The sequence below is a fragment of the Pseudofrankia coriaricola genome (assembly GCF_032027725.1).
Classification (GTDB): Bacteria; Actinomycetota; Actinomycetes; order Frankiales; family Frankiaceae; genus Pseudofrankia.
Genome location: NZ_JASNFO010000008.1, coordinates 74,796 through 100,086, shown reverse-complemented (window position 1 = coordinate 100,086; position 25,291 = coordinate 74,796). Strand labels below are relative to the sequence as shown.

Genomic DNA, 25,291 nt, shown 5'->3' with positions numbered 1-25,291 from the left:
GCTGTGCCTGACCCCGACCCAGGCGTCCTGGGCCAACCCGATCGAGGCCCACTTCGGCCCGCTGCGCGGCTTCGCCCTCGGTAACAGCGACCCGCCCAACCACCCGGCACTCGCTCGCGACCTGCACGCCTACCTGCGCTGGCGCAACACCCACCGCCGCCACCCAGCAGTGCTGGAAGCCCAGCGCCGCGAACGCGCCCGTATCCACTCCGAACGCCAGCACCGCTGGGGCCACACCAGAAACGCCGCCTGATCAACAAGAACCGACCCGCATTCGCGGACAACGCACTAGGGCCGGCGGCGGCTCAGCGCCCGCGGATGGGCCGGTCTGCGCCAGGCGGGTGGCGAGCCGCAGCGTTGGGCGGACGATCGCGTCCCGAATCTGGCGCCATTCCTCCGTGAGACCGGGCTCGTCGTTGCCGATTGCCCTTCCGCCGCGCTCCGGATGCCGGAAGGAAAAAACCATGTCCGTGAGCCGGTTCTCGTCCCGGTTGCCACTCTGGGCGGCGAGAGTCACAGCCAACGACCAAAGCCTGCCGTTCAGCGCGTCCACAATGCCGCCCGGCGGGGCGTTGCTGGGCGCGGACTCGGCTTCCTCCAACCTTGGCTGGATGACGGGGCCGTACGACGCGAAGGTCTCATGAGGCTCAGTCACATGCTCGGTGGCAACGTCGAGGTCTTCGTCTATGCCTTCGCGGTAGTCCTCGGCGGCAGCGAAGTCGTAGTCACCGGCCCTTTGGCTCACGAGTTCCCGAGCGATGCCGTCCCATTCCTCGGAGGTCGCATCGGAGCCCAGCCAGTCCGGCGCCAGCAGGGCCGCGCTCGCCTCCTGCCCGCCACTTTCCGGGGTACCCGTCCGGAATCGCCACACCCCGGTCCACCTTTCGGGGTTGTACTCGGCGCTGCGGACCACGGTGCCCGCGTACGAGGCGTCTATGACGCGGCTCGAACCGACGTAGATGCCGATGTGATGCGAGCCGATAACGAGAATATCACCGGCGAGCAGGGACGCGTTTGCTGGGATACCCACGTATTCGAGCTCCCCGCCTTCGATGATCTGTTTAACTCCATTTCCCTTTCCACCCAGCCTCAGTCGCCGCCCGAGGACATCGCGGTAGACGTGGTAAACCAGGCCCGAGCAGTCGAGCGTGCCGCTGCCCTGGCGAAGGAGCTCAGTGCAGTCCAAGGTGCGCTCGTTCTTTCCTCGGAACATCGACGGTGTGTAGGAACACGGCGCCTTGTAGCGTACGCCCAGGTAGCAGTGGGCGCGCGCGGTGACCCGGGCGGCGATGCCGTCGCCCTGGGACTCGACGGGACGCGGTGTGATCTTCGGCAGGACAAACCGCACCACCCGGGAAACGACATCATCGAGGGCGCGGAGTTCCTGCGCATCCGTATCACTGACAGCGTTCCGAGCCTCCTCGCCCCGCCAGAACGGAAGGCTCCTGTCGGGGTGCCGGTACATGAAGACCATCAGTGACAACGGCAGCCCGGCAGTCGGCGTCACCGGCGGCCTGAAGTTCGTCATGACTTTCTTCGGAGTGTGGCGCAGGTAGATCTCGAAAGGGCCGTGCTGAAAGCTATTGAACATGGCGCCGAGTAGAAGAAGCATCTCGCCCTCGTTAGTGGGAAAGATAGCCGCGAGGTCATCCCGATGCTGGGCAAGGAACTGGTCCGGGCTGCCCGCAGAGACCGGAGCGTCCACGCGGACGGCGGGCGGCGGACCTGAGACCACGTCCCGGCCGCTTCGCAATGACGCGAGCAAAGGCCGGACGATGGTGTCCCGCAGCCGTAGCCATTCGGCGGCCAGCCCCTGCTCGTCTTTTCTGATCGAGCGACCACCCAACTCCGGGTGACGGGAGTGGAGTACCAGGTCGGTCAGCTTGTTCTCGTCGTCGACGCCTGCCCCGAGCAGAAGTTTCGCATAGGTCACGGCCTGCGTGACCATGCCCCCGGGGTCCGGTATCCAGCCTTCGCTCAGACCAGCCAGTCCCGTCGAACCGGCCGGAGCCGGTGGCGCGGCGGAGGGATCGGAGATCCGCGCCCCGCCGTCGTACGGCGAGGCGAGGTCTTCTCCGATCCGCGCCCCGCCGTCGAACTCGAGTCCGTTGTCCTCCCCGGCCGAGAGCTGCGCCACCCACTCGGTCGCGTCCCATTCATCCTCGGCGTAGAAACTGCCCTCGCCCGCATCCGTGAATCCAGACGGCCCAGGCGTTCTCGACGGCGCAAGCCGTGGCGTCGGTACAGGTGACAGATTTCCCGACTCGTTGTGGAACGGCCTGTCCTCGGGTGGGGGCGGCGTCGCGTGTCGGTCCAGTTCTCCGACGGCAGCCTCGACTCCCGCCGGCGGCGAGGCGAACGGGGATTCGAGCTGTTCGTCGAGCTGCGCGCGGTAGGGGGAGATCGTCATCGCCATTCGGAGCTTCCGGACAGGTGGCCGTTGCTGGCCGCGGGTCCGGCGGACACTGCTGGCAGTGCCCTGGCCGGGCCCGGTGTGGGTATCCGCACGGGCTGTGCGGCAGGACCCGGCAGGACGTTCGTGGACGGGCGGTCCTTCACTCGCTCGCCCGTCGCGGACTGCCAGAGGTCGATGATCAGATTCATGTCCCGTCGCAGAGGTGTGTCGCCATCGAAGAGAGTTCGCGCTCGCCCAGCGGTGTCGAACAGCCCGAGTTCGATGCCTCGCAGCAGCGTCGACATGGGTTCGGCGAGCTCGAACAGCTCACGGGAGGTAGGTGCGGCGGACATGCCGACCCGTGCGGCGAGCTTCTCCAGCCGGTCCGCCGGGCTGGTCGCGTCGCACTTCAGCTCCATGACGATCTCAGAATTGCCCCGGACGGTGAGATGGAACCAGCTCATCGCGGTGACATAGACGAACTCGTCCCGCGCCAGCAACCCACGACGCCGACGCCCGTTCAACATGTCCTTGATCGCCCGGCAGAGCAGAGCGATGTATTCGGCGTCCGTGGCGTTGCTGCCGATCAGGTTCCGGCTGTTCTCGATCCCGAGCCAGACCTGGCGAAGCAGCTCGGACCACTTCTCCCTGAATCCGGTGTTGACGCTACCGGTGTCCAGCTTCCACGGTTGGCCGCCCGCGCCGGTCGCTGGCGACGGGCGCGCTGGCACGGGGTGGGGGAGATCGAGGTTGAACATTCGCCAGTAGGCATTGCGACGGTTCACCCGCGACGAAGGGCGCAGCTCGCTCACCACTCCGGTGATGGCGTACAGCGGCGGGTCCCGGAAAAACAGCTCCTCAGTGGTGCGAGCCCATTCGGCTGCGGGCAGGCTGACCGACTCCAGCGTCTCGCCGACAACAAGCCGGCGCAGCACCTCGCCGCACACCTCGAGGATTCCGGTCGCCTCGATGAGATATGCGTAGATCAGATGGTGCCAGAGAAGGCCGACGTGGGTTCCTTTGTGAATGCTGCCCGGTCCGATGTCGTCGGTGTAGGTCTCGGTGTCGTCGATGTCTATTCCGGACGGCGCGATCGGGAGGCTGGCGGGCGGCATGGGCATGCCGAGCCGGTCGACGATCCCGTCGTCGCCGAGGAAGGTCGAGCGGTCGCCGGGCGACGAGACCAGCGCCGCGATCGGTGCCTGCCGGGCGCCTTGCCACGCCTCCTCCAGCCAGCGGCTGAGCTGGAGTGGATGGACTTCGAAGACCTTGTCGTCGGATCCGAAGAGATGCGCGAGCGATAGAAACATTGTTATTCCACCTTCACCGTGACGGTGGTCACCGGAAGCTCCTGTCGCGGTCCGGCTCCTGACGTGCCTCCGTCGGTTTTCAAAACTTCGGGCCCAGCTTGATCAGATGATCCTGTGAGTCATAGATCTCTACCGTTTCGAGTGACTTCCGCACGAGGTGGGGAGGCACGCGCACCGTCTTTCCGTCGGATTCGAGATCGGCCCTCACCGGCCGGGATTTTGGATTCTCCTGAAGCTTGACGTAGTCACCCTGGCCGAGTTCCTCGGAGAAGTCGATCGTCTCGACGCCGCCGCGATGGAGCCTCCTGTCCGCGGGAGCGAAAGGCAGTGCGAAGCGTTCACGGCCGAGCAGACTAGCGATGACCTCGTAACGCAGCCGGGTCAGCTCCTGCTGGCGGAACGCCTCAGGGTCGACCACCGGGAACGGAAAGGTCGGCGACCTGGGGGCGTTCCTGGCTCCGGGCTCGGCGCCGCTTCGCGTTCCTGCCCCGACTCCGGAGCCTGTCGGCAACTCCGTATCCATCCTCTGGCGCAGGTCCGCGAGGTCCTGCGCCAGAGATTTGATTCTATCTTCGGCCGATTCGGCTCCGGTGGCCGCCGCCGGGGATAGCGGGGGAGAATCGCCGGGGGATGGCGAGGAGGCGGCGCCGGCCGGCGGTTGTGGGTGTACCACAGTGCGATCTCCTGATCTCCTTGGTCGGGGTGGGCCGGGTTGGTCGTGAACCGCGCGCGTCGTGCTGGCGGTTCTGTCGGTCTTGGGCGTTCGGCGGTTCTAACCAGCCCCGGCGAGGCCCGATCCGTCGGCGCCGAGATCGGAAAGCCAGCGGGTCAGGCGTGCGCTATGAGCCCCGGGTGCCTCGTCGCGGGCGTCGTCGACGCCCGCGCGACCAGTGCCTGACGCGCCACCGCCCCCCAGGCTGGTCGGCCCGACGCTGAACGGCGGGGAGCAGGCGGACGCGGTGCTGGCAGTCAGCCACGCAAGGATGCGCAGCGAGGCGATCCGGCGCAGGTATGTCGAGGTGAGCAGCGACGGTCCGGCCTGCCGCGCGAACACTGCCAGAGCCGCGGGCGACACAATCCGAGGGTCGGCCACGGCCGCCAGTGGCCGGCCACCGAATGCCGCCATCGGCTGGCGGGTACAGACGTCCACGATCAGGCCGAGCGCGTCGATACTGGCCCGGGCCAGCCGGGCAGCCTCGGGTGGCGCGCGATGCGGGGGGTGGCGACTCCACCAGATGCGGGCCAGGCCGTCCCACGGTCCGGCGCCGAACCAGCTCCGGCACAGCGCGGCGTTGAACATCACCCGAATCCACGCGAACGGGTGTGGGTCACCTGGCAGAAGCCGGTACACCGCGGCGGAGGTCCCGTCCACCACGTTTGCCAGCGCCGGCAGGGGTGCCCAGCCGGCCTGAGCGAAGGCGTGCACATCGGCGGCGACCTCGCTGGCCCAGCCCTGCCACGTCGCGGCGAGCTCACGCGAGACGCCGACGAGGGCCGTTCCCAGCGCGTCCGCAAGCTCCCCGGTCCAGCCGGTCAGGTGTGCGACCTGGTGACCGGTCTCGTGTAACAGTGCGGTCGGGTGGACGAGGTTGTGTCGAGTGATCTTGATCGCCGCTGCCGGGGACGGATGGGCCTGGTCCCAGAGCCGAACGCCGGCGCGCAGAATCGAGGCGCCGAGCCCCTTGTCCACGTACACCAGCACCGGTGGAGGCTCGATGCCGAGCGGACGCAGGATCACGGCGAGACTGTCGCCCGCGATCGTGTCCAGGCCGCGCAGGACGGCGGCCGTGCGCGGATTCGCCCTCGTGCTCACGGCGTCCCCGTAGAAGTCAAGCACCGTCTCGGCCTGCAGGTAACGACGGCGCAGGCGCAGCACCTGTGGACGCAGGGCCGCCGGGTCGCCGCCCGCGTCGATCTGGCGCCGCAGTTGGGTCGCCTCCAGACCGATCGCCGCCGCTACCGCCCCGAGCTGGTCACGGACCTTCGCGCGCAGGTAGCGCTCTAGGCCCGCCCATGCCTCGGGAGCGGCTACGGAGTCGAGGTCGGCGAGCGTGTGGGCCGCCTGCTGCCAGTGCGCCACCTCGGCCGCCAGCTGCCGGCGGGCCGCCAGGTCTGCCGGGTCGGTGACCGATGGGGCGCCGACGGGCGGGTCGGTGGCGAACGCGGCAGTGGCGAACGCGGTGGTGCCGGCCGGAGCGGGCCCCGCGCTGGTGACCATCGTCGGAGTCAGCCGGACACGGGTGATCGCGTCAGTCACGGTAGCGCCCCGGCCGGATCGTGAGGGCCGGGGCACCGGGGGTGCCGTTCGCCAGCGCACCCGCGTCGGCGAACGGGAACGCGAAGGTCAGTGTCACCCCGCGAGCCGGGTCTCGTGTGGCCTGAGCGAGCTGGGCCGCGGCGGCCGGCAGCTGACCGGCAACCCCGGTGACGACAGCCTCCGCGAGATGGGTGGCCAGGGCGTGGGCGCGCTGCGCCGGCAGCGGCAGCCCAGCGGGTCGACGGCTGCCCGGTCGACCCAGCCAGGCCGCAACGTAGGATCGCGCCGGCGGGCCGAGCAGCTCCCGGAACAGGGATACGACCCGCACATGCGACTTCTGGGCCAGCATTCCGGCGACCGCTCCCGACTCCCGCTCGCTGAGCCGGACGTGGACGCGCAGGACTCGGTTCCCATCGAGGCGCAGCGCGATGCGCTTGCGCCGGCGCCGCTGCCTCGCCAGCCGCTGCCCACCTGGGCTGGTGATCCGGTAGTAACGGCGCCCTGGATAGGCCGCGGCGGGGCCGGCATGCTCGGACGACGGGCGGCCGAGGCCAGGCTCGGCGGTGAGCAGCGCGGCCACCGCGGGGGTGAGTTCCTCGAACTCCTCGGCAAGCTCGGCGGCCGCGGCCGGAATGTCGCCACCGAGCGCCTCAAAGGCCGCGAGATGGCCGAGCCTCGTGCCCGGCAGCGCCTCGTAGAGGTGCGCCTCCGCCGCGACCGGCCACTGCCGAACGCCGCAGTCGAGCAGTTGGCGCTCCAGCGTCGCGCCGTCCGCGAGCAGGATCGCACGGGCCAGCGGTCGAGTGATCAGGACCGGGTAGACCCGGCTGTACTTCTTGTAGCGGAACACGGGGCGGCTCGCGCGCGGCATCACGATCCACACTCCGCCCTCACCGGCGGTCTCGAACCCCTCCAGGTCGTTGCGCAGCGCCTGGCGCGGCAGGTGGCGGGCGACTGACTCGCCGAAAACCCGCTGGACCTCCGCGTCGAGGCGCAGCTGGTTCGCCAGCGACGCCGGCGGCAGCGCCGCGACCTCGCGGATGGTGTCCTCGAGGGCAGCGACCAGTGCCTCCATGCCTGTCGCCGGGTCTGCCGCCAGGCCGACGCCTCCCGGAGTGAACGCTCCGAACTGGCCGGACTCGGCTTCCAGGCCCAACATCCCGAGCCCGGCACTGGCGATGTGTCGCGCCAGGCTCCGCGCCGCGTCGACACCGACGTGGTTCTGGATCAGAGTTCCCAGTCGCGCGGCGAGGAAGTTCACCACCCTGTCCCTGCCCGCCAGCCGCAGACCGATCCGCAGCACCGGCAGGGCCGCGGGGATGAACTGCTGCAGCTGCGTGAAGGGTGCCTCGCCCGGAGCGACTTCGGTGAGCTCGCGGGTCAGCCGGGCGCGGGCCGCGTCCAGCGCCGCGATTGTCCCGCTCTCCGACCCCGCCCCCACCCATGCCCGGGCCGCGTCGGCCCGGGCGTCCGCGTCCTCGGCCTCTCCGAGCAGGCGATCGACCGCGGCCTCGCCTGGCGCCAGCACCGCCTCGGCGAGGAGCAGATCAAACTGTTCGCTCAACACCTCCGTCTCGGAGGCACCGGTGGCCGCCGCCGTTCCCGCGGCGCTCGCAGGTGCCGCCCCGGCCCTTGCCAAGACGGCCGGGTCGCCCTCGGCGGTGTTGGCCGCGGCGCGACCTGTGAAGGCGGCGTCCGAGGCCGCCGCCCCGCTGCCCATGTCACCGGCGGCGCTGGCGGCTCCGCTCCCAGCGCCCGCGCCGGTGAGTCGAGCGGCCAGCCGCTGGGCGATGGGGCGCACCGATGGCGGCAGCTTGCCGATAGCCGACTTCAATACCCGGCTGAGCAGCGGACGCACGAGCCGACGCAGCATGCGGAACAGCGCCGCGACCGGATGGAGTGTGCCGACGACCTTCGCGGCGGAACTCACCAGCCTGCCGGCCTTTCTGACCAGCTTTCCCAGGAACTCCTCGGTCGCGTCGGCCAGAGTGTCCTCGTCCTCGTCACCGTGTTCGCCGGCGGCGGGGACGGTCCGGCCAGCGGCGATCTCGATCTCGCCTTCGGCGATCGAACCGGGCGTCCGGTCGCCGAAATGCTCCTCGAGGTGCGCCAGCATCTGGTCCGCCTTGGCCGCGACCGCAGACATCCACGCCTCGACCTCGATCTCCGCGAGCGACGGAGCCTCGGACTGCCCGGTCCAGCTCGCCGCCCCACCGACGTGGCGGGCCGCGGCCTCCTCGGCGAGGGCCTCCAGCGCGCTGTCGAACTCCTCGTCCGCCAGCTCGGCTACCAGCCCTCGGAATGCCTCGACCGCCAGCTCGGCCTCGTCGTAGGTCGCCAGCCCGGCGTCGAACGGGCTCGCCAGCCACAACTGGTTATCGGTGGTGGCGGTGTGTCCGAGGGACTCCTGCCCAGCCTCGGTGACTCCGCCGAAGGGGGCGGCAGCGACACGGGCGGCGGCGAACGGGGACGACAGCAAGGCCTGCGCACCCTGATCGTCGTGCCCGCCAGACCGCCAGGTCTCGCCTGGCGCCACCACCGGCTGGTACGGGGTCACTGCGGCCTCCCGGATGCATCGTCATCGGTCCACGTCGAGTTCCGGTCGGCCCGCGATGGCCCGCCCGGTGGGATTGCCGAGCCCTCGGTCCGGCCTTGTCCCTGGGCTTGGTCCTGTCGCTGGCTCTCCGCCAGCGCACCCGCCATCTCGAGGACACGCAGGAGACTGAGCCAGCTGTAGAAAGCGAGTGGCTCTCCGCATCCCTCGTAGGTGACGGTTCCCTCGACGTCGCTGCCGGTCTGGTGCAGCTCGACCGTGAATCGCATGTCGCCCCCGCCCAGGCAGAGGGTGTTGGAGGACGACGCTAGGCCGCGCCCGCCCAGGTTCGCCCCAGGGCGGGCACTGGGGCCTGCCCTGGTTTTCGCGCCACCCGCCAGAGTCCTGGCACCCTAGGGCCGCTCGCCGAGCCTCTCCCGTAGCTGCATCCGGCTGGTCACGCCGAGCTTCATGTAGATGTTGCGGAGGTGAAACTCGACGGTCTTGACGCTGATGAACAGCTCCCTGGCGACTTCACGGTTGGTCAGGTCGACGGCCCGCCGGGCGACCGTCGACTCCTGCGGGGTGAGGATCGAAGTGTCGTGGTCGCGGCGATCGCGAGGGGTCAGCCCGCAGGCCCTCAGCTCGCGCTGGCATTGCTCCAGGTAGGGACGTGCGCCGAGGCCGGCCAGGACGTCGTGGGCCGCGTCGAGCTGTTTCGAGGCCGCTCGCCGCTGTCCGCCGCGGCGTAGGAACGCGCCGTAGCTGAGGTGGAGCAGCGCCCGGTCGAACGGAAGGGCAAGGTTGGCGACATAGCCGAGCCCGGCCTGGTAGCTCGTGTCTGCCGCGGCGGTGTTCCCGCGAGAGGCTTCCAGGGCGGCGCGGGCGCGGGCGGCTCCCGCCATCGCGGAACGCCGGGCGCGACCGCGCGCGAGCTCCTCGAAAGGGCGAAGGATCGCATCCGCTTGGGCGTAGTCGCCGAGCGCCGGCAGCACGTCAAGGACCTGGTAGACCCAGAACAGGACGGCGGGTTCGCCGACGCTGGGCGGATCCGGCTGGATCAGGGGTACGAGCGCATCGACGACTGCCGCGGTGTCCCCACGGGCGTGGGCAAGGCAGGCTCGCCCCAGCGAGACGGCCAGATCCGGGCCAGCGTACCCGCTCTCGGTCAACATCCGGGTGTGCTCCTCGGCGGTGGCCCAGTCGCCACGGGCAGCTGGCACCAAGGCGGCTATCGCCTGGCAGTAGAGCGCCAGATGGTGTTCGGTGTCGATGGCGAGAGACAACGCGAGGGCGCCGTGCGCCGCCCCGTCGTCCCAGTGGCCGGATCTGTACTCGCTGAGAGCCAGTGTTCCCGTCGCGAAGATCTGGAACGCCGCCGACCGTTCGTGACCGGCGGCGACGACGCCGGCCAGGTCTCGGCAGGCTCCGAGCGGGTCGTCGGTGTACAGGCGCAGCTCGGCCCGGCCAAGCAGCCTGTCGAGGTCCGCGACGGATGCCAGCGCGGGGCTCGGTAAGTCGGCGACGGACGCGATGGCCTCCTCCCCGAGGCCGCTGCGACAGCGGCTGGAGAGCGGACGGCAGTGGATCATGTCGGTCGTGGTCTGTTCCGGCGCCAGCCGCAGGGCCTCCATCGCCCAGGCATACTCCTTGTCCAGTCTCAGTAACCCGCTGTGGATCAAGGCCAGCTGGCCAGCGATGCGGGCGCCCAGTGCCGGGTCGGCATCGACGTCGCATCGCGCCCAAGCGTCGGTGAGCCATTCCTCGGCGTCCCGCAGTCGGCCCGCGGACATGGACAGCCGAGCCAGCAGGTAACTACGCCATCCACTTTCGCGGAAGCTCCGCACGCGGGCCGTCTCCCGGTCCAGATCGACGACCTCACCGGCGAGGCTTAGACACTCGATGGCCTCGAGGCTCAGCTGCTCGTGGTCGGCACGGCTGGAGACGAGACCCGCGGCGGCCACGAGATGGTTGGCGGCCGCGGCCCAGGCTCCGGCGTGGACCTTCTGGCGGCCCAGCGATGCCAGCTCGGCGGCGAGCTGCGCGTCCGGCCCACTCGCCGCCGCGGCACGATGACGCAGGCGGGTCGCCTGGTCGTCGGTCAGGCTGGCGGCCCGGGCGTGCAGCTCGGCCCGTCGGACCGGCCCGAGCTGCTGGTAGACAGCGGCATGGGTGAGCGGGTGCGGGAATCCGACTGTCCTGTCGCCAGCGTGCTCGACCAGCAGCCCGGCCTGAACCGCACCCTCCAACGACGGCAGCGGGTCGCTGAGCCCGGCGACCGCCCCCGCCAACTGGAGTGGACCGCGAACACCCAGCACCGCGGCGGCACCGACGAGTGCCTCGGTGTCGGGATCGCACGAAGCCATCCGGGCCACCGTCAGCATCGTGTAGGAACGCGGCGCGGGCAACGGGGTGTCGACGTCCGCGATCGCGTCGGCAGGCACCTGGTCGAGCAGCGCCCGGACGTACAGCGGATTGCCCTCGGTGTGCGCACGCAGGCGCTCGGCCGCTCGCCGGGACATCGGGCGGCAGCCGAGCCGTGCGCCAAGCACGCGCAGTTCGCCGGTGTCCAGACCGGCGAGGCGCACTCTCACCGCGTCGTCCCCGGTCAGCAGACGCCGCACCCCGTCGGGAAGCTGAGGGGCTGTCACGTCGCGGACGGTCACCAGGGTCAGGACCCGGTCGAACCGGAGCCGCCGCAGGGTAAATGCGAGCGCGTGTAGCGAGAGCCGGTCAGCCCAGTGCGCGTCCTCGACGACAAGAACCATGGGACCCGCGCTTTGCGCCTCGCCCAGCAGCTCGACCAGGTCGGCGCCGGCCACCAGCGGGTCGACCTCAGGCCCGCCGGCACGCGAAGGACTGCCGGCGATCGACGCCGCCGCCGCCCAGATCTGGTCGAGAACGCCGAACGGCAGACCCATCTCGGCTTCTTCGCCGCTGGCTCGCAGCACACACCGGGCATCCGTCCTGGCCAGGAACCTAGCAACCAGCGCGGTCTTGCCAATGCCTGCCGGACCCTCGACCAGCGCCATCGCCGGCGAACCCGCGCGGACCCGAGCGAAGGCACAGCCCAGCCGGTCGAACGACGTCTGGCGCCCTACGAACGGGCCTTCAGTTCCATCGACGATGGCCGGTGGGAGGCCAGCATCGTCCACAGGCATGGCAGCTCCCCGAGACGCCAGTGACGGGCGACTGTCAAAACATCGCGGTCGAGCGACAGCTTCGACACATTGCAGAAGTGGTGGCGGCGAACAAGCTGCTACGAACATTCCCAACGAAAAAAGCAACTATCGGCGGCCGGATGAACTCGGACGGAGACGGTGTTGATCGCTGTACGGGAATATATGATTGGCCGCCGCCCCCGGGGAGGAATCGGGGAACACCCTCGATACGTCGGCCTGTCACGCGTGGACCGTCACTTTCGCCCGCCCGGTGGACCGTCTGAGGACTGCGTCCGCGCGCCGCGGCGGCCCGGAATCGGCAGTCGGGTCCCGGCGGCGCCGGCCCGGGACCGAGCGGGACGCGGCCGCGCCGGCCGGCGGAAGAACGAACCGCGATACAGGGGCCCAGCCGGCCCGCGGCGCGAGATACTTGGCGGGGGTGGCGGGGTGGACGTCAAGCAAACGGACCTCGTCGGGCGCTTGGACGAGGTCGAGCGGCTGCGGTCGGTGTTGGGAGAAACCGACGGCGCGGCGTCGGTGCTGGTTTCCGGCCCGCCGGGTATCGGCAAGTCCGCGCTGCTCTCGCGGGCCCGCGAGCTTGCGGCGGCGGCGGGCCGGCGGCTGCTGTACGCGTCGCCGGCGGCCGCCGAGCAGGCGCTTCCGTTCGCCGCGCTACACGACCTCCTGCGGCCTGTGCTGGCCGAGATCCGGCCCCTGCTGCCGGCGCCGCGGGCGCGGGCGCTTGACGTGGCTCTGCTGCGCGACGACCCGCCCGAGGACGGCCAGGAGCAGCTCGGGGTCTATCTGGCCGCGCTGACCGCGCTGGAGCTGCTGGCGGCCGACGGCCCGTTGGCGCTCGTCGTGGACGACGCGCAGTGGCTGGACGCGCCGACCGCGCAGGCGCTGGTGTTCGCGCTGCGCCGGTTCGAGGCCGGGCTGCCGCTGGTCACCCTGCTCGGTGTCCGCGCGACGCCGCCCGGCTCTCCTGTCTCGGTGGACGGGCTGATCCCGGTTGACCGGCGTCTGCCAATCGGGGGCGCGCGTCCCGCCACGCTCCCGCCGGTCGTCGGGCCGCCCGCCTCGAGCGCCGCCAGTCTCCTCGCCGACGACGCCCTCACCGACGCCACCATGGCCGATGACCCGTGGTCGCTGAGCGCGGGCCGCTTCATGGCGCCCGCCACCCAACCGTCCCTGGCCGCGGACCTCGTCCGAGCGCTGCCCGGGTCGGTGACCGAGATCGTGGTCGGCCCGCTCGACCGGCTCGCGCTGGCGGACCTGGTCAGGGCCCGGCTCGGGGTGGCCACGCCCGCTCACGTGATCACGCTGGTCCACGAGGCGTCGGGCGGCAACCCGATGTTCGCGCTGGAGTTCCTGCGGGCGATGGCGGGCTCGGGCGCGGCGGCCACCACCGGTCTGGCGCTGCCCGTGCCGGAGTCCCTGCGGGCGCTCGTCGGGCAGCGGCTGGCGGGGCTGCCCCCTGGCGTGCGCGACGTGCTGCTGTACGCCGCCGCCGGCGGCCGGCTGACGACCGCGACGCTCGCCCAGCTCACGGCCGTCGAGGGCATCGGAGCCGCCGTCGCCACGGCCCGCGACCACGAGATCGTCGAGGTCGGCGACGACGGGTCGCTGACGTTTCGCCATCCGCTGTACGCGACGGTGCTCTACGGCTCGGCCACCGGCGGCGAGCGCCGCCGCGTCCACGGCCGGCTGGCATCCCTGGGCACCCAGGGCGACGACTACCGCGCCCGCCACCTCGCGCTCGCCGCCGACGAGCCGGATGACCTGCTGGCCGCCGAGCTTGAGGCGGCGGCAGCCGGGGCGGCCGCCCGCGGCGCGACCTGGACGGCGGGCGAACTCGCCCAGCTCGCGCTCGGCCTCACTCCCGAACCCGACCCGGCGGCCAGCCGGCGCCGGGCCCTGCTCGCCGCCGACCAGTTCCTGGCAGCCGGGGACTACCCACGAGCCCAGACGCTGCTGGAACGGCTGGAACGGACGGCACCGACCGCCGCCGAGGAGGCCGAGGCCTTCGTCCGGCTCGCGGAGATGACCGGTCACCACGACCCCGCCCGGTGGGTGCGCCGCCACAAGGACCTGTTGGCGCGGCTGTCCGACGACGTGCCGGTCAGCGCGGACCTGCGGGCGGGACTCGCGCGGACCCTGTTCCTCGCGGGCGAGCCCGAGGCCAGCGTGCTGGAGTGCGCGCGGGCGGCGGCGGTCGCGAGCCGGCACGGCCTGGGCGCCGTCCACGTCGCCATGCTGACATGGCAGAGCATGGTCGAGGGATTCCTCGGCAAGCCGAGCGCCGACGAGACGTTGGCGCGGGCGCAGGCAGCCGCCGCGGCCCTGCCACGGATGATGGTGCACATCTACCGGCCCGATGTCATCGCTGCCTGGCGGCAGCTCTTCCGGGGGGACGCCGACGACGCCTGCCGACGGATCAGGGTGCTGCTCGTGGAGGCGGAGGCGGACGGCGACTACGACTCACTGCCGCTGCTGAACCATTTCCTGATCGAGGCCGCGGTCCGGGCCGGGCGCCTCGACGAGGCCGACCGGGCGGTTCGAGCGGCCGAACGGTGGTGGCCGGGCCCAGAGCCAGGACACTGGTGGTGGTGGGTCGCGGCGCTGGCCGCCGCCGCGCGCGGCGACCTGCGCTGGGCGCGGAGCGCGGCCGCGCGCGGCGTCGAGGGCGCCCGTTCGAACGGTGACCAGTTCCTGCTCATTCCGGCCCTGGCGGTCAGCGGCCTGGTCGAGCTGCTGGATGCCGACCCTGCGGCGGCGCTGCTGTCGTTGCGGCAGGCGCGTGACCTCGGCGCGTCGATGGGGCTGCACGAGCCGGGGATGTGGCCCTGGTACGGCGACTTCGTCGAGGCGGCGCTGGCGTGCGGTCAGACCGACGAGGCCGCGGCGGTCGCGGCGCTGCTGCGCGAGCAGGCCACCGCGCTGGAGCGCCCGGCATCGAGGGCCCTCGCGGACCGGTGCGACGCCATGATCCTGGCCGCCCGCGGCCAGCTCGGCGAGGCGGGCGCGCTGCTCGACGCCGTCGTCGCCCAGGCGGCGGAACCCAGGCTGGAGCGGGCGCGGTCGTCGCTGGTCGCCGGCGCGGTCGCCCGCCGGGCGAGACGCAAGGCCGCGGCCCGCGGCCATCTGGAACATGCCGCCGCCGAGTTCGCCGCCATGGGCGCGCGCGGCTGGCATGACCGCACCGTCGCGGAGCTTGGCCGGGTCGGGCTACGCACCGCGCCGACGCACCTGACCGTCACGGAGCAGCGCGTCGCCGAGCTGGCCGCCGCCGGCCGCACCAACCGGGAGACCGCCGACACGCTGTTCATGTCCGTCAAGACGGTCGAGGCCAACCTGTCCCGCGTCTACCGCAAGCTCCAGGTCCGCGGCCGCACCGAACTGGCCCGGCGCCTCACCGACCAACCAGGCCCCGACCTGTGAACACGCCAACCGCGCCCCCTGGAGGCAGACACTCCGCCACAGCGCCGACACAGCGCCGGTCTCATGCTCTACCGGACCGCCGACCTCGGGCCGGAGGTGCTTCTCGGTCACATAGGTGGGCCGTTCTGGGCGCGTAAGGACGACGTCACCTGGTCGTTCCGAAGGGCGACTTCGAGCCGCGCGAGGAGGCGCTGGCGCCCCACAGCAGACGACCCGGCCAGCGCCGACCTGTTCTGGCCACCCTCGACACTCGGCGGCACCCAGGCACAGCTAGCAATCGCCCACGGCGACTACGACAACGCCATCAACGCAGTCGACCAAGCCGTGCCCCGCGCCGCCGGCCACGCCCGCCGCGGTCCAGGCCTCACAATGGCGTTCAAGGTCGAAGCCCTGGCCCTACGCGGCGACGCCGCCGCAGCGGCGGCCGAGTTCGCCGACGTCGTCGAGCTGATCGCAACCAACCCGGCACCCCGCGCCATCGCACGGCTACGCGACCTGCGGTCACAGTCGCCGCCTCCGGGCGTAGCGCACTGCTCCGCGAAACCGACCAACGAGCCGCCGACCACGGGATCACCCTGGCCGTCTGAACCCCGCCCCTCCCCTCCCAGCAGACCCGGCACACGGCACCTGGGAATTACCTGCTCGCAGCTCTTGGGGAATAGCAAGATCGCCCACACTCCGATGCCTCACGATGCGTAGTCAGCTACGTCGGCAGGCCGGTGGCCGAAGAGGCCAAATCCTCGACTCCAACCGGAGCAAGAGCAAGATCATTGTGGTCGGTATGTGGTCGCGGAAGCCCCACCACAGGTTGACACGGGCCTGCACCCAACGACCCGCCGCGGCGCGGAAACCCCTGAAATCATTGAACTTCGCGGCCTCACGCAGATCTCCAGGACACGGCACGACATCCGGGTTGGGTGGCTTTTAACCGGCGAGTTCAGGGTTCGAGTCCAGACGACGCCGTCGGCGACCAGCGCCACCAGTCCCGTCGCGGCGGCGACTGCGGCGCGATCGGCCAGTGCCCAGCGTCCCGTCCCTGACTGGGTCAATTGCTGACCCGCCACCGGATCGGCGCCGCCTGGCGCGCCAAGGGGCTCCTGCGCGACCGGCTCGCGCTGCCCCCGGCTCGCACCCCGGCAGGACCTGGCGACTGCCGATATAGCGCCTCCTGCCTGACTCCCGAGTGGCGTCCACGGGACACGGGGCGACCGGGCAAACTGATCAACGCTGGTTGCATCGATATTGACGGCGGCCCGGGTGGCTCCGAGCTTTTCTGAACCGGCGCCACGAGCGTCAGCGGCGGACCGGACCCGCGTTACGCTGACCTACCAGTGGGCGCGGGAACTGCGGCGGTGGCACGCCGGACCGTTCGTCGGCGTGCACGCGCGGATCCCCGACGACGAGCCGGTGGCGGTCGGCCGGTACAACGCCGAGCCGGAGATGCTGCCCGCGAGCCAGGCGGCGGCGGTCGTTCGCGCTCTGACCGATCCGCGCGGCTGGGAGATCTTCGTCCCCCGGGGGATTCTCGCCGGCGAAGTGCGGCACATCCGGAGCGCGCCGTGGGGAGTCGGCTGACGCTATCAGCCGGACGCGCATGGCCAGCGGCCCTGCTCCTGCCCGGTGTGCCTGCCGCGCGGCGTCTTCGGCGCGGCGCGGATCCGCCGGCGCGACCCGGACCTCGCGTCGCCGGGCAAACCCGAGTTGATGGCGGCCCTGCGCGCGGCCGTCACGCCCGAGGAGATCATCGACGCGCTGTACGCGCTCGGTAGCCGCCGCCGCGGCGGCGCCGAGGACCTCGCCTACCTCGCCGACCATCCCGACCCGGAGGTCCGCGCGGCCCTCGTCGACGTCCTCGACTCTTACCGCGGCCGCGCAGCCCGCCTCCTACGCGAACGGCTGGGTGCAGACGAGGGCGTCAACGCCGGCAACGAGTAGACCGCGGTCACGCTCACACCCAGATCAGCCGCGGCGAAGCGGCCAACCTGGGCGCTCTGTCCCCCGACCAGACGTCACGACTGCGGCGCCGACCTCGAACGGTGCGCAACCAACGGCATCGCGTCCGACCTCCGTGACGCGGCGTGGCATCGGGGCGGACGCTCAAGGTACCAACGGCCGCGCCGGCGTCCGTGTTCACGTGAAGGCAAGCTGGGCGACGAGAGTGTAGGGGCCGGGCGGCCCTGGACGGGCCGATCGAACTCCTGCCCTGACGCCGACCTGATCGGCTGCGTGGCTGCGTGGCTGCGCCCCATGTCCTCGCCTGGCGCTGCTCACGGAGCGTTGCCCATGCGGATCATGCGCGATCGAGGCGGGCGTCCAACAGCGCGTATCTTTCGACCCGCGTATCACGTATTGTGACCGACGGGCTGACGCCGTTCTGATGCCGAAAAGCGCGGCACCGGCCGGCACGGGCAGGCCGCCCGCGGCACGGGCAGCGGACTCCCGGCTAGCCCCGAGGCCCAGAAGTCTCGACAGCACAGCACAATCCGGCCGCAGCCGATACGCGGCGACAGCCACGGAGAATGCCTCAACCCGCCAGAAACCTCGACTCATAATCCTCCGGTCGCGGATTCGAGCCCAACCCTCCCCACGCTCACACTGAGTAGTTCTTGCAGGCCAACAGAACCGTTTTGATCAGCCCCGCTGGCCTTTAATTATTTCCGGAAGCACGTGTGTGGCTGGCCGTTGAGAGCGCCTATTGGGTCGACCTGCGCTGATCGCCGGTGCCAGAATGCGCCTATCCCGACAACAGGCTTCCAGGGGAGCCCGAGGCGACAGCCGAAGCGGCAGGTGCAAAGGGCGGCAGGCGGGAGGACCGCTCGCGAGTTCAACGATCGTGAACCCACGTAGTGCTGCCGCACCCTGGCGACTCCGTTCTGACGTAAGCCGCAGATCAAGGCAGGTCGGCCGCGCCTCGCGACGGCTGTGCGCGGTGCTGGCACGCCGTGCTCGCCGGACAGGCGTCGACGGAGACCGGAGCGCGGCGGCCGAGTCTGTTCAGATGCGCCGGCACACCGCCCGCTGGCGGGCGGGCGGGGCATCAGAAGGAGTCCCACGTGTGCCACTCTGACTCGGGGACGCAATCGTCGGGGCTCATCCTCCACTCGTGACTGAGGATGAGCAGCCGGGTGAGGAGCACGTCGCCCGCCCGCTGCACGCGCATCACGAGACCAAGATCGGGCAATGCCGGATCGCCGTTGGCGGTAAACCTCAGCTCAATCTTCCGGGCGTCGCTCTGGTCGACGAACCACTGCTCGAGCTCGGACGGCACGCGCCCGACCAGCGGGGTGCCGTCAACGTCACCTGCGGGCCGACCCGGGCGTCGACAGCGACACCGGCCAGACCGGCGGAGCCGCTGTAGTACGTCGTCACTCCCACGTCGCGAAACACCTTCCCGGCGTCCGTCTTGAAGGAAGAAACGACACCCAACGACACCTCATCGGAACTCATCCCGAAACGCAGCGGCCCGACGCCCACAAGCGGAGCCAGAGCCCACCCAGCGCGCTCCTCATCCGACTTGACGCACCAGCGACCCATGAACGCCACCCCCGGACTGTCGGCCGCCCGGCGCGACCAGCGCGATCATGGCATGCCGGAACGGCAAGCGATGTGCGGGCCGTGCGCGCCTCTCCGGCATGCGGGGCAGCCAGTCCGCGTGCGCCGGCTTCGGGGGCGGCGCCGACATGCCATACTCGGCAGCCAAGGCTGATGAGCGTCCGGCCCGCCCCGCTCCTCAGGGATGACCTGGGAGAACGAGCTCACCGGTGAGAGTGACCGGCGGTGGGGTAATGGTTCGAATCCCCCCTCGGACACGATCCATTACCCCACGGTAGGTTTCGTCGATCTTCAGGTCGGCCTTCACCGTGTTGGTTCGTACCTGGTAGGTCAGCCGCAGGCCCAGATGGCGGTATAGATCTGTCTTCTCTACCGGCTCGACCTCGGCAAGTGCCGCGGCTACGTCGCCGAGGGTCTCGACCAGGCCGCTGATCTCCTCGCGCGTAAGCTGTCGCTCCTGTCCTTGTCGTGCCTGGCGGAGGTCGCGTTCGGCGACGGTCTTGTCTGCCTGGGCCTGCGCGATCCAGCCGGTCACGACCGTGGGGTCGGCTCCCGCGTCCAGCGCGGCTCGGTAGCGGGCCAGCTTGGCGTTGCTGTCCTCGATCGCCCGTCGGGCCTGTTCGAGGGCGAGGTCGGATGTCGTGCGGGTCTGGGCCGCGAGCATCGTGTCCAGAGTCCTGGACAGTCGTGGGGGCGCCAGGGCGCGGGCGAGCCAGCTGTCGAGGGTGGGCAGGATGGCGTCCTCGCGGATGTAGACGGTGGTGGGGTGGCTGACCGTGTTGGCGAGGGCGTATTCCTGTGGGTAGCGGCAGCGGTAGTACGCGACGCCTCGGGCGGTGTGGCCTTGCATCTTGCGGTCGCAGACGCCGCAGTAGAGCGAGCCTCTGAGGGCGTAGGGCTGGCGGGTGCGCGGTCGTTTCTCGTCGCCGGGGCCTCGTCCTCGGGCGGCGAGGAGCTGTTGTGTCTGGGTGAACGTCTCGATGTCGATGATCTCCACGGGCTGTGGACAACCCTGGTCATCCACGACACCCCGCCAGACACCGCGAACGACATCCGCCGCGACACGCACGAGTCACCGCTGCGATAACCCCATTGGCGGCACCACCCCAAGAGCCACCGCAGACCGTGTCCGGAGGTCCAGCCATGCACACCTGCCTTTCCCGTCGCCTTTCGGCTGCCGCCGTTCGCTTCTTGAGCCGTCCTGTTCCCGCCACGGAGTTCCGCACTGCGGCCTACCGGCAGGCGGTCGTTCCTGCCGGACCGTGACACGTTTTCCACGTTCCGCACCTACGAGATGCGTCCGGCGTCGGGTGCCCCCTGTACCCCGGGGTCGTGGTGCCCTCCCGGCTCCCAGACGACAGAAGCCGGCACTGCCGCATCTCAGCGGCCAACCCATCTACCCCAGAAAGACTTCCCACCACCGGGGCGTGCAATGACGAGGCTTACTCGGGGGTTCACCTTATTCACCCTTCCGGACTTCCCCTCTCCTGTCGCCAACGGATGGATCGCCGGCTCTTGGGATTCCTCTCGGGCTTCACACCCCACAGCGCAGTCGTCCGTGGCGCATGCCGAGAGCGGGGACAGGTGTTGAGTACGTACCCGAACCTACCCGTCGATCATCGACCCTCCGCTTCGAGTAGATTACTCATAGTGTGCGACCTCGTGTCGCACCGTCCAATTGCACCCCACCCCCCGCGCGAGCGCCTACGCCGAACGCTGGGTCCGCACCGTACGCGCCGAATGCCTCGACTGGATCTTGATCTGGAACCGGCGCCACGCGGAACAGGTCCTGTCGATCTACGTCGAGCACTACAACACGGCTCGGACGCCACCGCGGCCTCGACCTCGACATCCCCGACCCGACGACCTCGTCCGGCGATCCGAGTGGCCCGATCAGACGCATCGACTCAGACGCATCGACCGCCTCGGCGGCCTCCTCCACGAATGTCAACACGCCGCCTGACCAGCGAAACCGCATACTTACACCCTTCACGCGGATACGCGGTACGGCGCCGCGCCGAACCTTATTCCTCGCCTGTCCGACTTGTCAGCATATTGACGATCCGCTAACTACAGGCAGAGAATTTTCCTCGGCGGGGTTGACGGCGCGGGCGCTCGAAGATGTAGGTTTCGTCCAAGGAAGTTCGATCCGGGAGAGAGGTGACGAGATGGAACAGCAGCAGGCACAGCAGGTCGAACAGGAATTGCGCGAGAATTGGCGCCAGACCCGGTACGACATTCTCGACCAGTTCGCGCACGTGAGCACGGCGGATCTCGACTCCGCCCGTGATGTGAATGACCTGGTGCAGCGGATCGCGGACAAGTCGCACCACAGCGAGCGGTACGTGGAGACCCGTCTACAGGAGCTGGTCGGCGTCGGCGGGCAGCAGGGCGGACAGCGTAGGCGGGGCGAGCGATTCTCGTCTCAGCAGGCCGGCCAGCAGGCGCCGGGACAGCCCTTCGGGTCGTCTCAGCAGCAGTAGCTGGAAAACCGTGCGGGTGGCTTCGCGGTCAGCGCCGACATGCGGAGCCACCCGCTTTTCACGTGGTCGCGCTGCTGAGGAGCGTTCGGTAGTCGAGCAGAGCGTCCATCAATCTCTGGGTCGCGTCGTCGCGTCGCATCCGGCACAATTCCTCCAGGATCGCGTCGGTCTCTTCGAGACTGGGTCGTTCGTCAACGGCCGCGACCAGGGCCAGCAGTCTGTTCATCGAGCGCCCACGAGCGGGCCCACGGTCGGCTTCGCTGTCACTCGTATAGCTCCTTGTCTCGAACACACCGAACTTCGACGGATGTCGGCCCACCACTCACATGGATTGGCTAATCCCAACCTGAACACCTCAGATTATGTTACCGTTGCACCACCGTTACTATACGGTAACTACCAGGCTCCCGCCGTCGATCCGTGACATCAGGCGGGTGAAAGGATGCGCGGCTGGTGCTGGGACCTGTGGCGCGCCAAAAGTCGGCCCGTGCCTGTGACCAGGGGCGTTGCTGAGCGAGTAGAGGATGTCTGAGAAGGTGGCGTGCCGGTGAGGTGGTGGAGCAGGATCATGCTCATCGCCAGGTAGATGGCGTTCTCGGCGGTGGCGGTCAGGTATTCGTAGTCCTTGGACAGGCGGCGGTATTTCCCCAGCCAGGCGAACGTCCGCTCAACCACCCACCGGCGCGGCACCACCGCGAACACCGGCACCTCTCGCGGCGGCGCCCCGGCCTGGGCCCAGTAAGGATGCTCGCCGGTGGCTGACTCCAAGCTCCTGACGTCCCGCAGCGACTCCGTCCAGGTCGACTACAGCATCTTCTACATCGAAGATGAGGGCGAGGCATGGTTCGACTCCGCCCTACCACAGGGCGCAGTCCCACCCGAGGCTCCGGCCGATGACGAACTCGTGCGGACAGGACTGGACTGGATCAGCATCGCCAGCAACGTCAACTACCATGTCGCGGGCGTCCGGCTGGAGCTCTGGCGCGGGGAGCCGCCCCAGCAAGACGACTGGGAAGCCCACGCGGACGTCGCGTTCTCCTGCACGACAGGAAACGTCTACCTGAGTGGTACCGGTGGAACACAGTCCGAAGAGGCGTTCGAGCTGGGCGGCCCCGGCACCTACCACGGCCGTGTCCACTCCCGTGGACGGGAAGAAGCGCGAGAGGCCCTTGGCACCTCCGGGGAGGTACCGGAGCGGATGGAGCAATACCTGTGCCAGTTCTGGGCGGAGTAGCGAACGTTTATCTCCGGTCGAGGCGGCCCCTGCCCTGCTCGGCCTGATGGTGCCCGTTGAGGCTGGGAGCGTTCGGCTCGGCGTGGTCCCGACCAGCACTGCCTTGCAGACTGCGTCCGACGCCGCACCAGTCAGCAAACCGATACGGAGTGCGTAGCCATGGCCAATCCAGCGCCACAGGCCGTCCTGGACGAGAAGGTCGACATCGAGTACCGGCAGTTTTTCGTCAAGGACGAGGGCTTCTACGAAGCGGAGGAGACGCCGGACCTCGAAGGCCCTGCGGACGGCGAGTTCCTCAGCACCGGCGCTGACTGGATCGTCATCGTGAGCGGCGCTGCGTACCACGTTGCCACCGCGCGGATCGAGGCTTGGGAAACGGCGCCGAGCCGGCAAGATGACGCCTGGGAGATCAGTAGCGACTTCCAGTTCACGTGCACCACAGGGCGACTGGCTGTGGTCACGGTCACCATGGGTCCGGCGTCGGAGGACGGGATCACCATCGGGCCGCTCGGCAAGTACCACGGCCGCGCCTACTCCAAGGGCCGCGACGAAGCCCAGGGCCAGTTCATGGACAAGTACGAGATCGACGATGGCACAGAGCAGTACCTGATCCAGTTCTGGCCTGCGTAGATCGACGGTTCGGAACCCGTGTAGCGTGCCAGAACTCGATCCGGGGCCGTGACCAGCGGTTTCGCTGCTCGGTCAGGCGACCCGATCACGAGTTTCCTCCATGACTTCGTGGCTCGGGGCGATACGGCGGGCAGTGTGCGCAGCTACTGCTTCGCGCTGCTGCGCTGGTGGCGGTTTCTTCTCTGCACTTTCTCCTCTAGCGATCACGGTTCAGGGCTCTGCTCGGGCCGGCGCGTGGCGGATGTCCTCCAGAGCGTGACGCAACTCGTGCGGGGTGCCGCCGAGCTGGCCGAAGCGTGGGATGAGTTCCGTCAGCCCGGCCCGCTCGACGATGCGTTTCTCGTTGAGGGCCCAGCAGCGGCCAGGCGGCCGTGGGCGGCCTCGATGACGGCGCGAGCGAACGCGCCCGCGCAGCTGAGGGCGTCCCCGCGGGGAACGTAGTTGGTTTCCGCGTAGTCGAGGATGAGCCGCGCCGATTCGTTCCAGAACCGGGCGGCTTGGCTGCGCAGCGCGGGTGGGAACGCCGGTCGGGGCAGATCGCCGATCAGGACGCGGGAGATGGCGGGTTCTCCGGAGACAACGTAGGTCGGGATGCCGGCCAGGTAGAACGGCAGCCGCTCGACCACGAACCGACCCTGCTCGGTCTCGACGAGCCGATGCTCAACTTCGTCGAGATCGCGGTAGATCAGGTCGACACGGCGTCCGTCAACGGTCAGCCAGGCTCCGCCGTTCATTACCCCGCCGCCCCACTCGCCGGGTGCGAACACCGTCCCCTGCCAGCCCAGCGCCCGCACGTCGTCCGGATTCAGCCGGCCCCGGTAGTACAAGGCCGAAGTCCCAATCGCTGTTTGGCCCGTGATCTCCCTGCGCGCGGGATCCCCCGAGGGCCACGGCGACGACTCCTGGGATCGCGGCCACGTGTCGTGCCACCAGGTCAGCGAAGTGCTCGTCGTCGACCACGACACCGCCTCCAGGGGTCGGTCCAGCCGTCAGGGCAGATCTTTCGGTGAAGATCAGCGCTTTCTGTCGAACCCAACCCAAACACGCCGGTTGATCGTTCGGGGTGCCTCGTGAGCGCAAACAGCAAGATCGAGTGGACGGATCTTCTCTGCACCTCCGGGGGCGCGTGATGGGCGTCCTCGTGGAGAACTACCGGGGCCGCCGGATCTCGGTGCGTTCACGGAAGGACCGAGTCGAAGGGCGACTGGTCCGACGCGGCGAGGATCCCGACGGAATGGAAACTTAGCCGTTGCACTAAGTGTCGCGGCGCGCGATACTTAGCCACGTGGAACAGTATTCGGTGCGGCTCGATGGACTGCTCGGCGCCCTCGCGGATCCGACCCGGCGCGCCGTGCTCAGCCGCCTCGGCCACGGGCCGGCGACCGTCAGCGACCTCGCCGACGCCTTCCCCATGGCCCTCCCCTCGTTCATGAAGCACGTCCACACGCTCGAGAAGAACGGCCTCATCCGCACCGTGAAGTCCGGCCGGGTCCGCACCTGCGAACTCAACCACGGCAGCCTCGCGCCGCTTGAGGACTGGCTGGCCGAGCAGCGGCACATCTGGGAGGACCGCGCCGACCGTCTCACCCAGTTCGTCACCTCCCCGAAGGAACAGGCATGAACCTCGAACTCGACCTCTCGATCGAACGCGTCATCCGCGCGCCGCGCGCCGCCGTCTGGAAGGCCTGGACCGACCCCGCCAGCCTCGAACGCTGGTGGCTTCCAGCCCCGACGCTGTGCCGCGTCGACCGCCTCGAGGTCCGTCCCGGCGGCGCGTTCGTGACGCGGCTCAGTGACGACAGCACCGAGTTCACACCACACCTCGACGCCTGTTTCCTGGTCGTCGACGAACTCGAACGCATCGTGTTCACGAACGCGATCGACAGCGCCTGGCGCCCCGCCACACCCGCGCCGGTACCCATGACCGCCGAGATCACCTTCCGAGATCATCCCAGCGGAACCGACTACCGAATCCTCGTCCGCCACGGCGACCCGGCCGCCCGTGCCCGACACCAGGAGCTCGGCTTCCTGGAAGGCTGGGGCACGGTCACCGAACAGCTAGCCCAGCTCGCCGAGAGCGGCACCACACAGGAAGGCTAGCCTCGAGCCTCCAGGCCGATGATCGGGATCCAGGGAGACCAGGATCAGCCGGGGAGTCTGCCCGTGGTCCGGCGTGCCCTCGATGCGCTGTACCTAGCAATTGCCAGGGAAGTGCTAAAGATCGCCGGGAATTGCTAGATCATCGGGGAACCTGCACGCCTGCAGGTTCCCTTGTTGATCTTCCAATCGGAGGCG

20 protein-coding genes and 2 pseudogenes are annotated in these 25,291 nt (G+C 69.7%); 10 read left to right on the top strand and 12 right to left on the bottom strand.

The window, feature by feature from the left end:
• Window positions 1-253: pseudogene (locus tag QOZ89_RS06910) on the top strand (hypothetical protein); the annotation flags it as partial.
• Here the strand turns inward: QOZ89_RS06910 and QOZ89_RS06905 are convergent.
• From QOZ89_RS06905 to QOZ89_RS06875, 7 genes are all read right to left on the bottom strand, one after another.
• Window positions 254-2,416: an NlpC/P60 family protein gene (locus QOZ89_RS06905; protein ID WP_312623324.1), complete on the bottom strand. Its 2,163-nt coding sequence runs from the start codon at window positions 2,414-2,416 to the stop codon at window positions 254-256.
• On the bottom strand, window positions 2,407-3,705 hold the full coding sequence (locus QOZ89_RS06900) for a hypothetical protein (protein WP_071046532.1): 1,299 nt from the start codon (window positions 3,703-3,705) through the stop codon (window positions 2,407-2,409). Before QOZ89_RS06900 ends, QOZ89_RS06905 begins: the two co-directional genes overlap by 10 nt.
• Window positions 3,706-3,784: 79 nt before the next feature.
• Window positions 3,785-4,123, bottom strand: coding sequence for a hypothetical protein (locus QOZ89_RS06895; RefSeq protein ID WP_071046531.1), 339 nt, complete (start codon window positions 4,121-4,123; stop codon window positions 3,785-3,787).
• Between the two features lie 354 nt (window positions 4,124-4,477).
• Window positions 4,478-5,962 (bottom strand): hypothetical protein, encoded by a 1,485-nt coding sequence (locus QOZ89_RS06890; protein WP_071046530.1) that lies wholly within the window; start codon window positions 5,960-5,962, stop codon window positions 4,478-4,480.
• Window positions 5,955-8,519: a hypothetical protein gene (locus tag QOZ89_RS06885; RefSeq protein ID WP_071046529.1), complete on the bottom strand. Its 2,565-nt coding sequence runs from the start codon at window positions 8,517-8,519 to the stop codon at window positions 5,955-5,957. Before QOZ89_RS06885 ends, QOZ89_RS06890 begins: the two co-directional genes overlap by 8 nt.
• Window positions 8,516-8,785 (bottom strand): hypothetical protein, encoded by a 270-nt coding sequence (locus tag QOZ89_RS06880; RefSeq protein WP_071046528.1) that lies wholly within the window; start codon window positions 8,783-8,785, stop codon window positions 8,516-8,518. Before QOZ89_RS06880 ends, QOZ89_RS06885 begins: the two co-directional genes overlap by 4 nt.
• Before the next feature lie 123 nt (window positions 8,786-8,908).
• Window positions 8,909-11,656: a helix-turn-helix transcriptional regulator gene (locus QOZ89_RS06875; protein ID WP_071046527.1), complete on the bottom strand. Its 2,748-nt coding sequence runs from the start codon at window positions 11,654-11,656 to the stop codon at window positions 8,909-8,911.
• 447 nt (window positions 11,657-12,103) lie between these two features.
• On the opposite strand from QOZ89_RS06875, the gene QOZ89_RS06870 reads away from it, so the two are divergent.
• The 3 genes from QOZ89_RS06870 (at window position 12,104) to QOZ89_RS06860 (ending at window position 17,032) form a co-directional block, all read left to right on the top strand.
• Window positions 12,104-15,097, top strand: a complete 2,994-nt coding sequence (locus QOZ89_RS06870; RefSeq protein ID WP_312623323.1) for an AAA family ATPase — start codon at window positions 12,104-12,106, stop codon at window positions 15,095-15,097.
• A 1,257-nt stretch (window positions 15,098-16,354) separates the two neighbouring features.
• On the top strand, window positions 16,355-16,672 hold the full coding sequence (locus QOZ89_RS06865; protein WP_071046524.1) for a hypothetical protein: 318 nt from the start codon (window positions 16,355-16,357) through the stop codon (window positions 16,670-16,672).
• A gap of 45 nt (window positions 16,673-16,717) precedes the next feature.
• Window positions 16,718-17,032: a hypothetical protein gene (locus QOZ89_RS06860; protein ID WP_071046523.1), complete on the top strand. Its 315-nt coding sequence runs from the start codon at window positions 16,718-16,720 to the stop codon at window positions 17,030-17,032.
• A 1,102-nt stretch (window positions 17,033-18,134) separates the two neighbouring features.
• On the opposite strand, the gene QOZ89_RS06855 is transcribed toward QOZ89_RS06860, so the two are convergent.
• Entirely contained in the window at window positions 18,135-18,365 is a 231-nt protein-coding gene (locus QOZ89_RS06855) for a hypothetical protein (protein ID WP_083418053.1), read from the bottom strand.
• 462 nt (window positions 18,366-18,827) lie between these two features.
• Entirely contained in the window at window positions 18,828-19,646 is an 819-nt protein-coding gene (locus QOZ89_RS06850) for a recombinase zinc ribbon domain-containing protein (RefSeq protein ID WP_241841452.1), read from the bottom strand.
• Between the two features lie 681 nt (window positions 19,647-20,327).
• On the opposite strand from QOZ89_RS06850, the gene QOZ89_RS06845 reads away from it, so the two are divergent.
• Window positions 20,328-20,612: an integrase core domain-containing protein gene (locus QOZ89_RS06845; protein WP_241841451.1), complete on the top strand. Its 285-nt coding sequence runs from the start codon at window positions 20,328-20,330 to the stop codon at window positions 20,610-20,612.
• Window positions 20,613-20,817: 205 nt separating this feature from the next.
• Complete coding sequence (locus tag QOZ89_RS06840) at window positions 20,818-21,132, top strand: hypothetical protein (protein WP_071046521.1); 315 nt, start codon at window positions 20,818-20,820, stop codon at window positions 21,130-21,132.
• 58 nt (window positions 21,133-21,190) lie between these two features.
• Here the strand turns inward: QOZ89_RS06840 and QOZ89_RS06835 are convergent, their stop codons facing one another.
• Together QOZ89_RS06835 and QOZ89_RS06830 are read right to left on the bottom strand one after the other, a co-directional pair.
• The gene (locus QOZ89_RS06835) at window positions 21,191-21,358 is read right to left on the bottom strand and encodes a hypothetical protein (RefSeq protein WP_198543039.1); all 168 of its coding nucleotides are present in this window, start codon (window positions 21,356-21,358) and stop codon (window positions 21,191-21,193) included.
• 323 nt (window positions 21,359-21,681) lie between these two features.
• A pseudogene (locus QOZ89_RS06830) lies at window positions 21,682-21,849 on the bottom strand (transposase); the annotation flags it as partial.
• A gap of 37 nt (window positions 21,850-21,886) precedes the next feature.
• On the opposite strand from QOZ89_RS06830, the gene QOZ89_RS06825 reads away from it, so the two are divergent.
• Both QOZ89_RS06825 and QOZ89_RS06820 read left to right on the top strand, forming a co-directional pair.
• Entirely contained in the window at window positions 21,887-22,366 is a 480-nt protein-coding gene (locus QOZ89_RS06825) for a hypothetical protein (RefSeq protein ID WP_071046518.1), read from the top strand.
• Between the two features lie 159 nt (window positions 22,367-22,525).
• Window positions 22,526-22,996, top strand: a complete 471-nt coding sequence (locus QOZ89_RS06820) for a hypothetical protein (protein ID WP_071046517.1) — start codon at window positions 22,526-22,528, stop codon at window positions 22,994-22,996.
• A gap of 311 nt (window positions 22,997-23,307) precedes the next feature.
• Here QOZ89_RS06820 and QOZ89_RS06815 read toward each other — a convergent pair whose 3' ends face one another.
• The gene (locus tag QOZ89_RS06815) at window positions 23,308-23,823 is read right to left on the bottom strand and encodes a hypothetical protein (protein WP_241841450.1); all 516 of its coding nucleotides are present in this window, start codon (window positions 23,821-23,823) and stop codon (window positions 23,308-23,310) included.
• Between the two features lie 473 nt (window positions 23,824-24,296).
• Between QOZ89_RS06815 and QOZ89_RS06810 the strand changes: the two genes are divergently transcribed.
• On the top strand, window positions 24,297-24,617 hold the full coding sequence (locus tag QOZ89_RS06810) for an ArsR/SmtB family transcription factor (protein ID WP_198543036.1): 321 nt from the start codon (window positions 24,297-24,299) through the stop codon (window positions 24,615-24,617).
• A complete protein-coding gene (locus tag QOZ89_RS06805; protein ID WP_071046516.1) occupies window positions 24,614-25,096 on the top strand; it encodes an SRPBCC domain-containing protein in 483 nt (160 codons plus the stop codon). Before QOZ89_RS06810 ends, QOZ89_RS06805 begins: the two co-directional genes overlap by 4 nt.
• Window positions 25,097-25,291: the final 195 nt, after the last annotated feature.

What these genes read in the sequence shown, in the direction of transcription:
- QOZ89_RS06905 (WP_312623324.1), bottom strand. Translation starts at nt 2,416, where the DNA reads ATGGCGATGACGATCTCCCCCTACCGCGCGCAGCTCGACGAACAGCTC.
- QOZ89_RS06820 (WP_071046517.1), top strand. Translation starts at nt 22,526, where the DNA reads ATGGCCAATCCAGCGCCACAGGCCGTCCTGGACGAGAAGGTCGACATC.
- QOZ89_RS06880 (WP_071046528.1), bottom strand. Translation starts at nt 8,785, where the DNA reads ATGCGATTCACGGTCGAGCTGCACCAGACCGGCAGCGACGTCGAGGGA.
- QOZ89_RS06805 (WP_071046516.1), top strand. Translation starts at nt 24,614, where the DNA reads ATGAACCTCGAACTCGACCTCTCGATCGAACGCGTCATCCGCGCGCCG.
- QOZ89_RS06835 (WP_198543039.1), bottom strand. Translation starts at nt 21,358, where the DNA reads ATGAACAGACTGCTGGCCCTGGTCGCGGCCGTTGACGAACGACCCAGT.
- QOZ89_RS06840 (WP_071046521.1), top strand. Translation starts at nt 20,818, where the DNA reads ATGGAACAGCAGCAGGCACAGCAGGTCGAACAGGAATTGCGCGAGAAT.
- QOZ89_RS06900 (WP_071046532.1), bottom strand. Translation starts at nt 3,705, where the DNA reads ATGTTTCTATCGCTCGCGCATCTCTTCGGATCCGACGACAAGGTCTTC.
- QOZ89_RS06875 (WP_071046527.1), bottom strand. Translation starts at nt 11,656, where the DNA reads ATGCCTGTGGACGATGCTGGCCTCCCACCGGCCATCGTCGATGGAACT.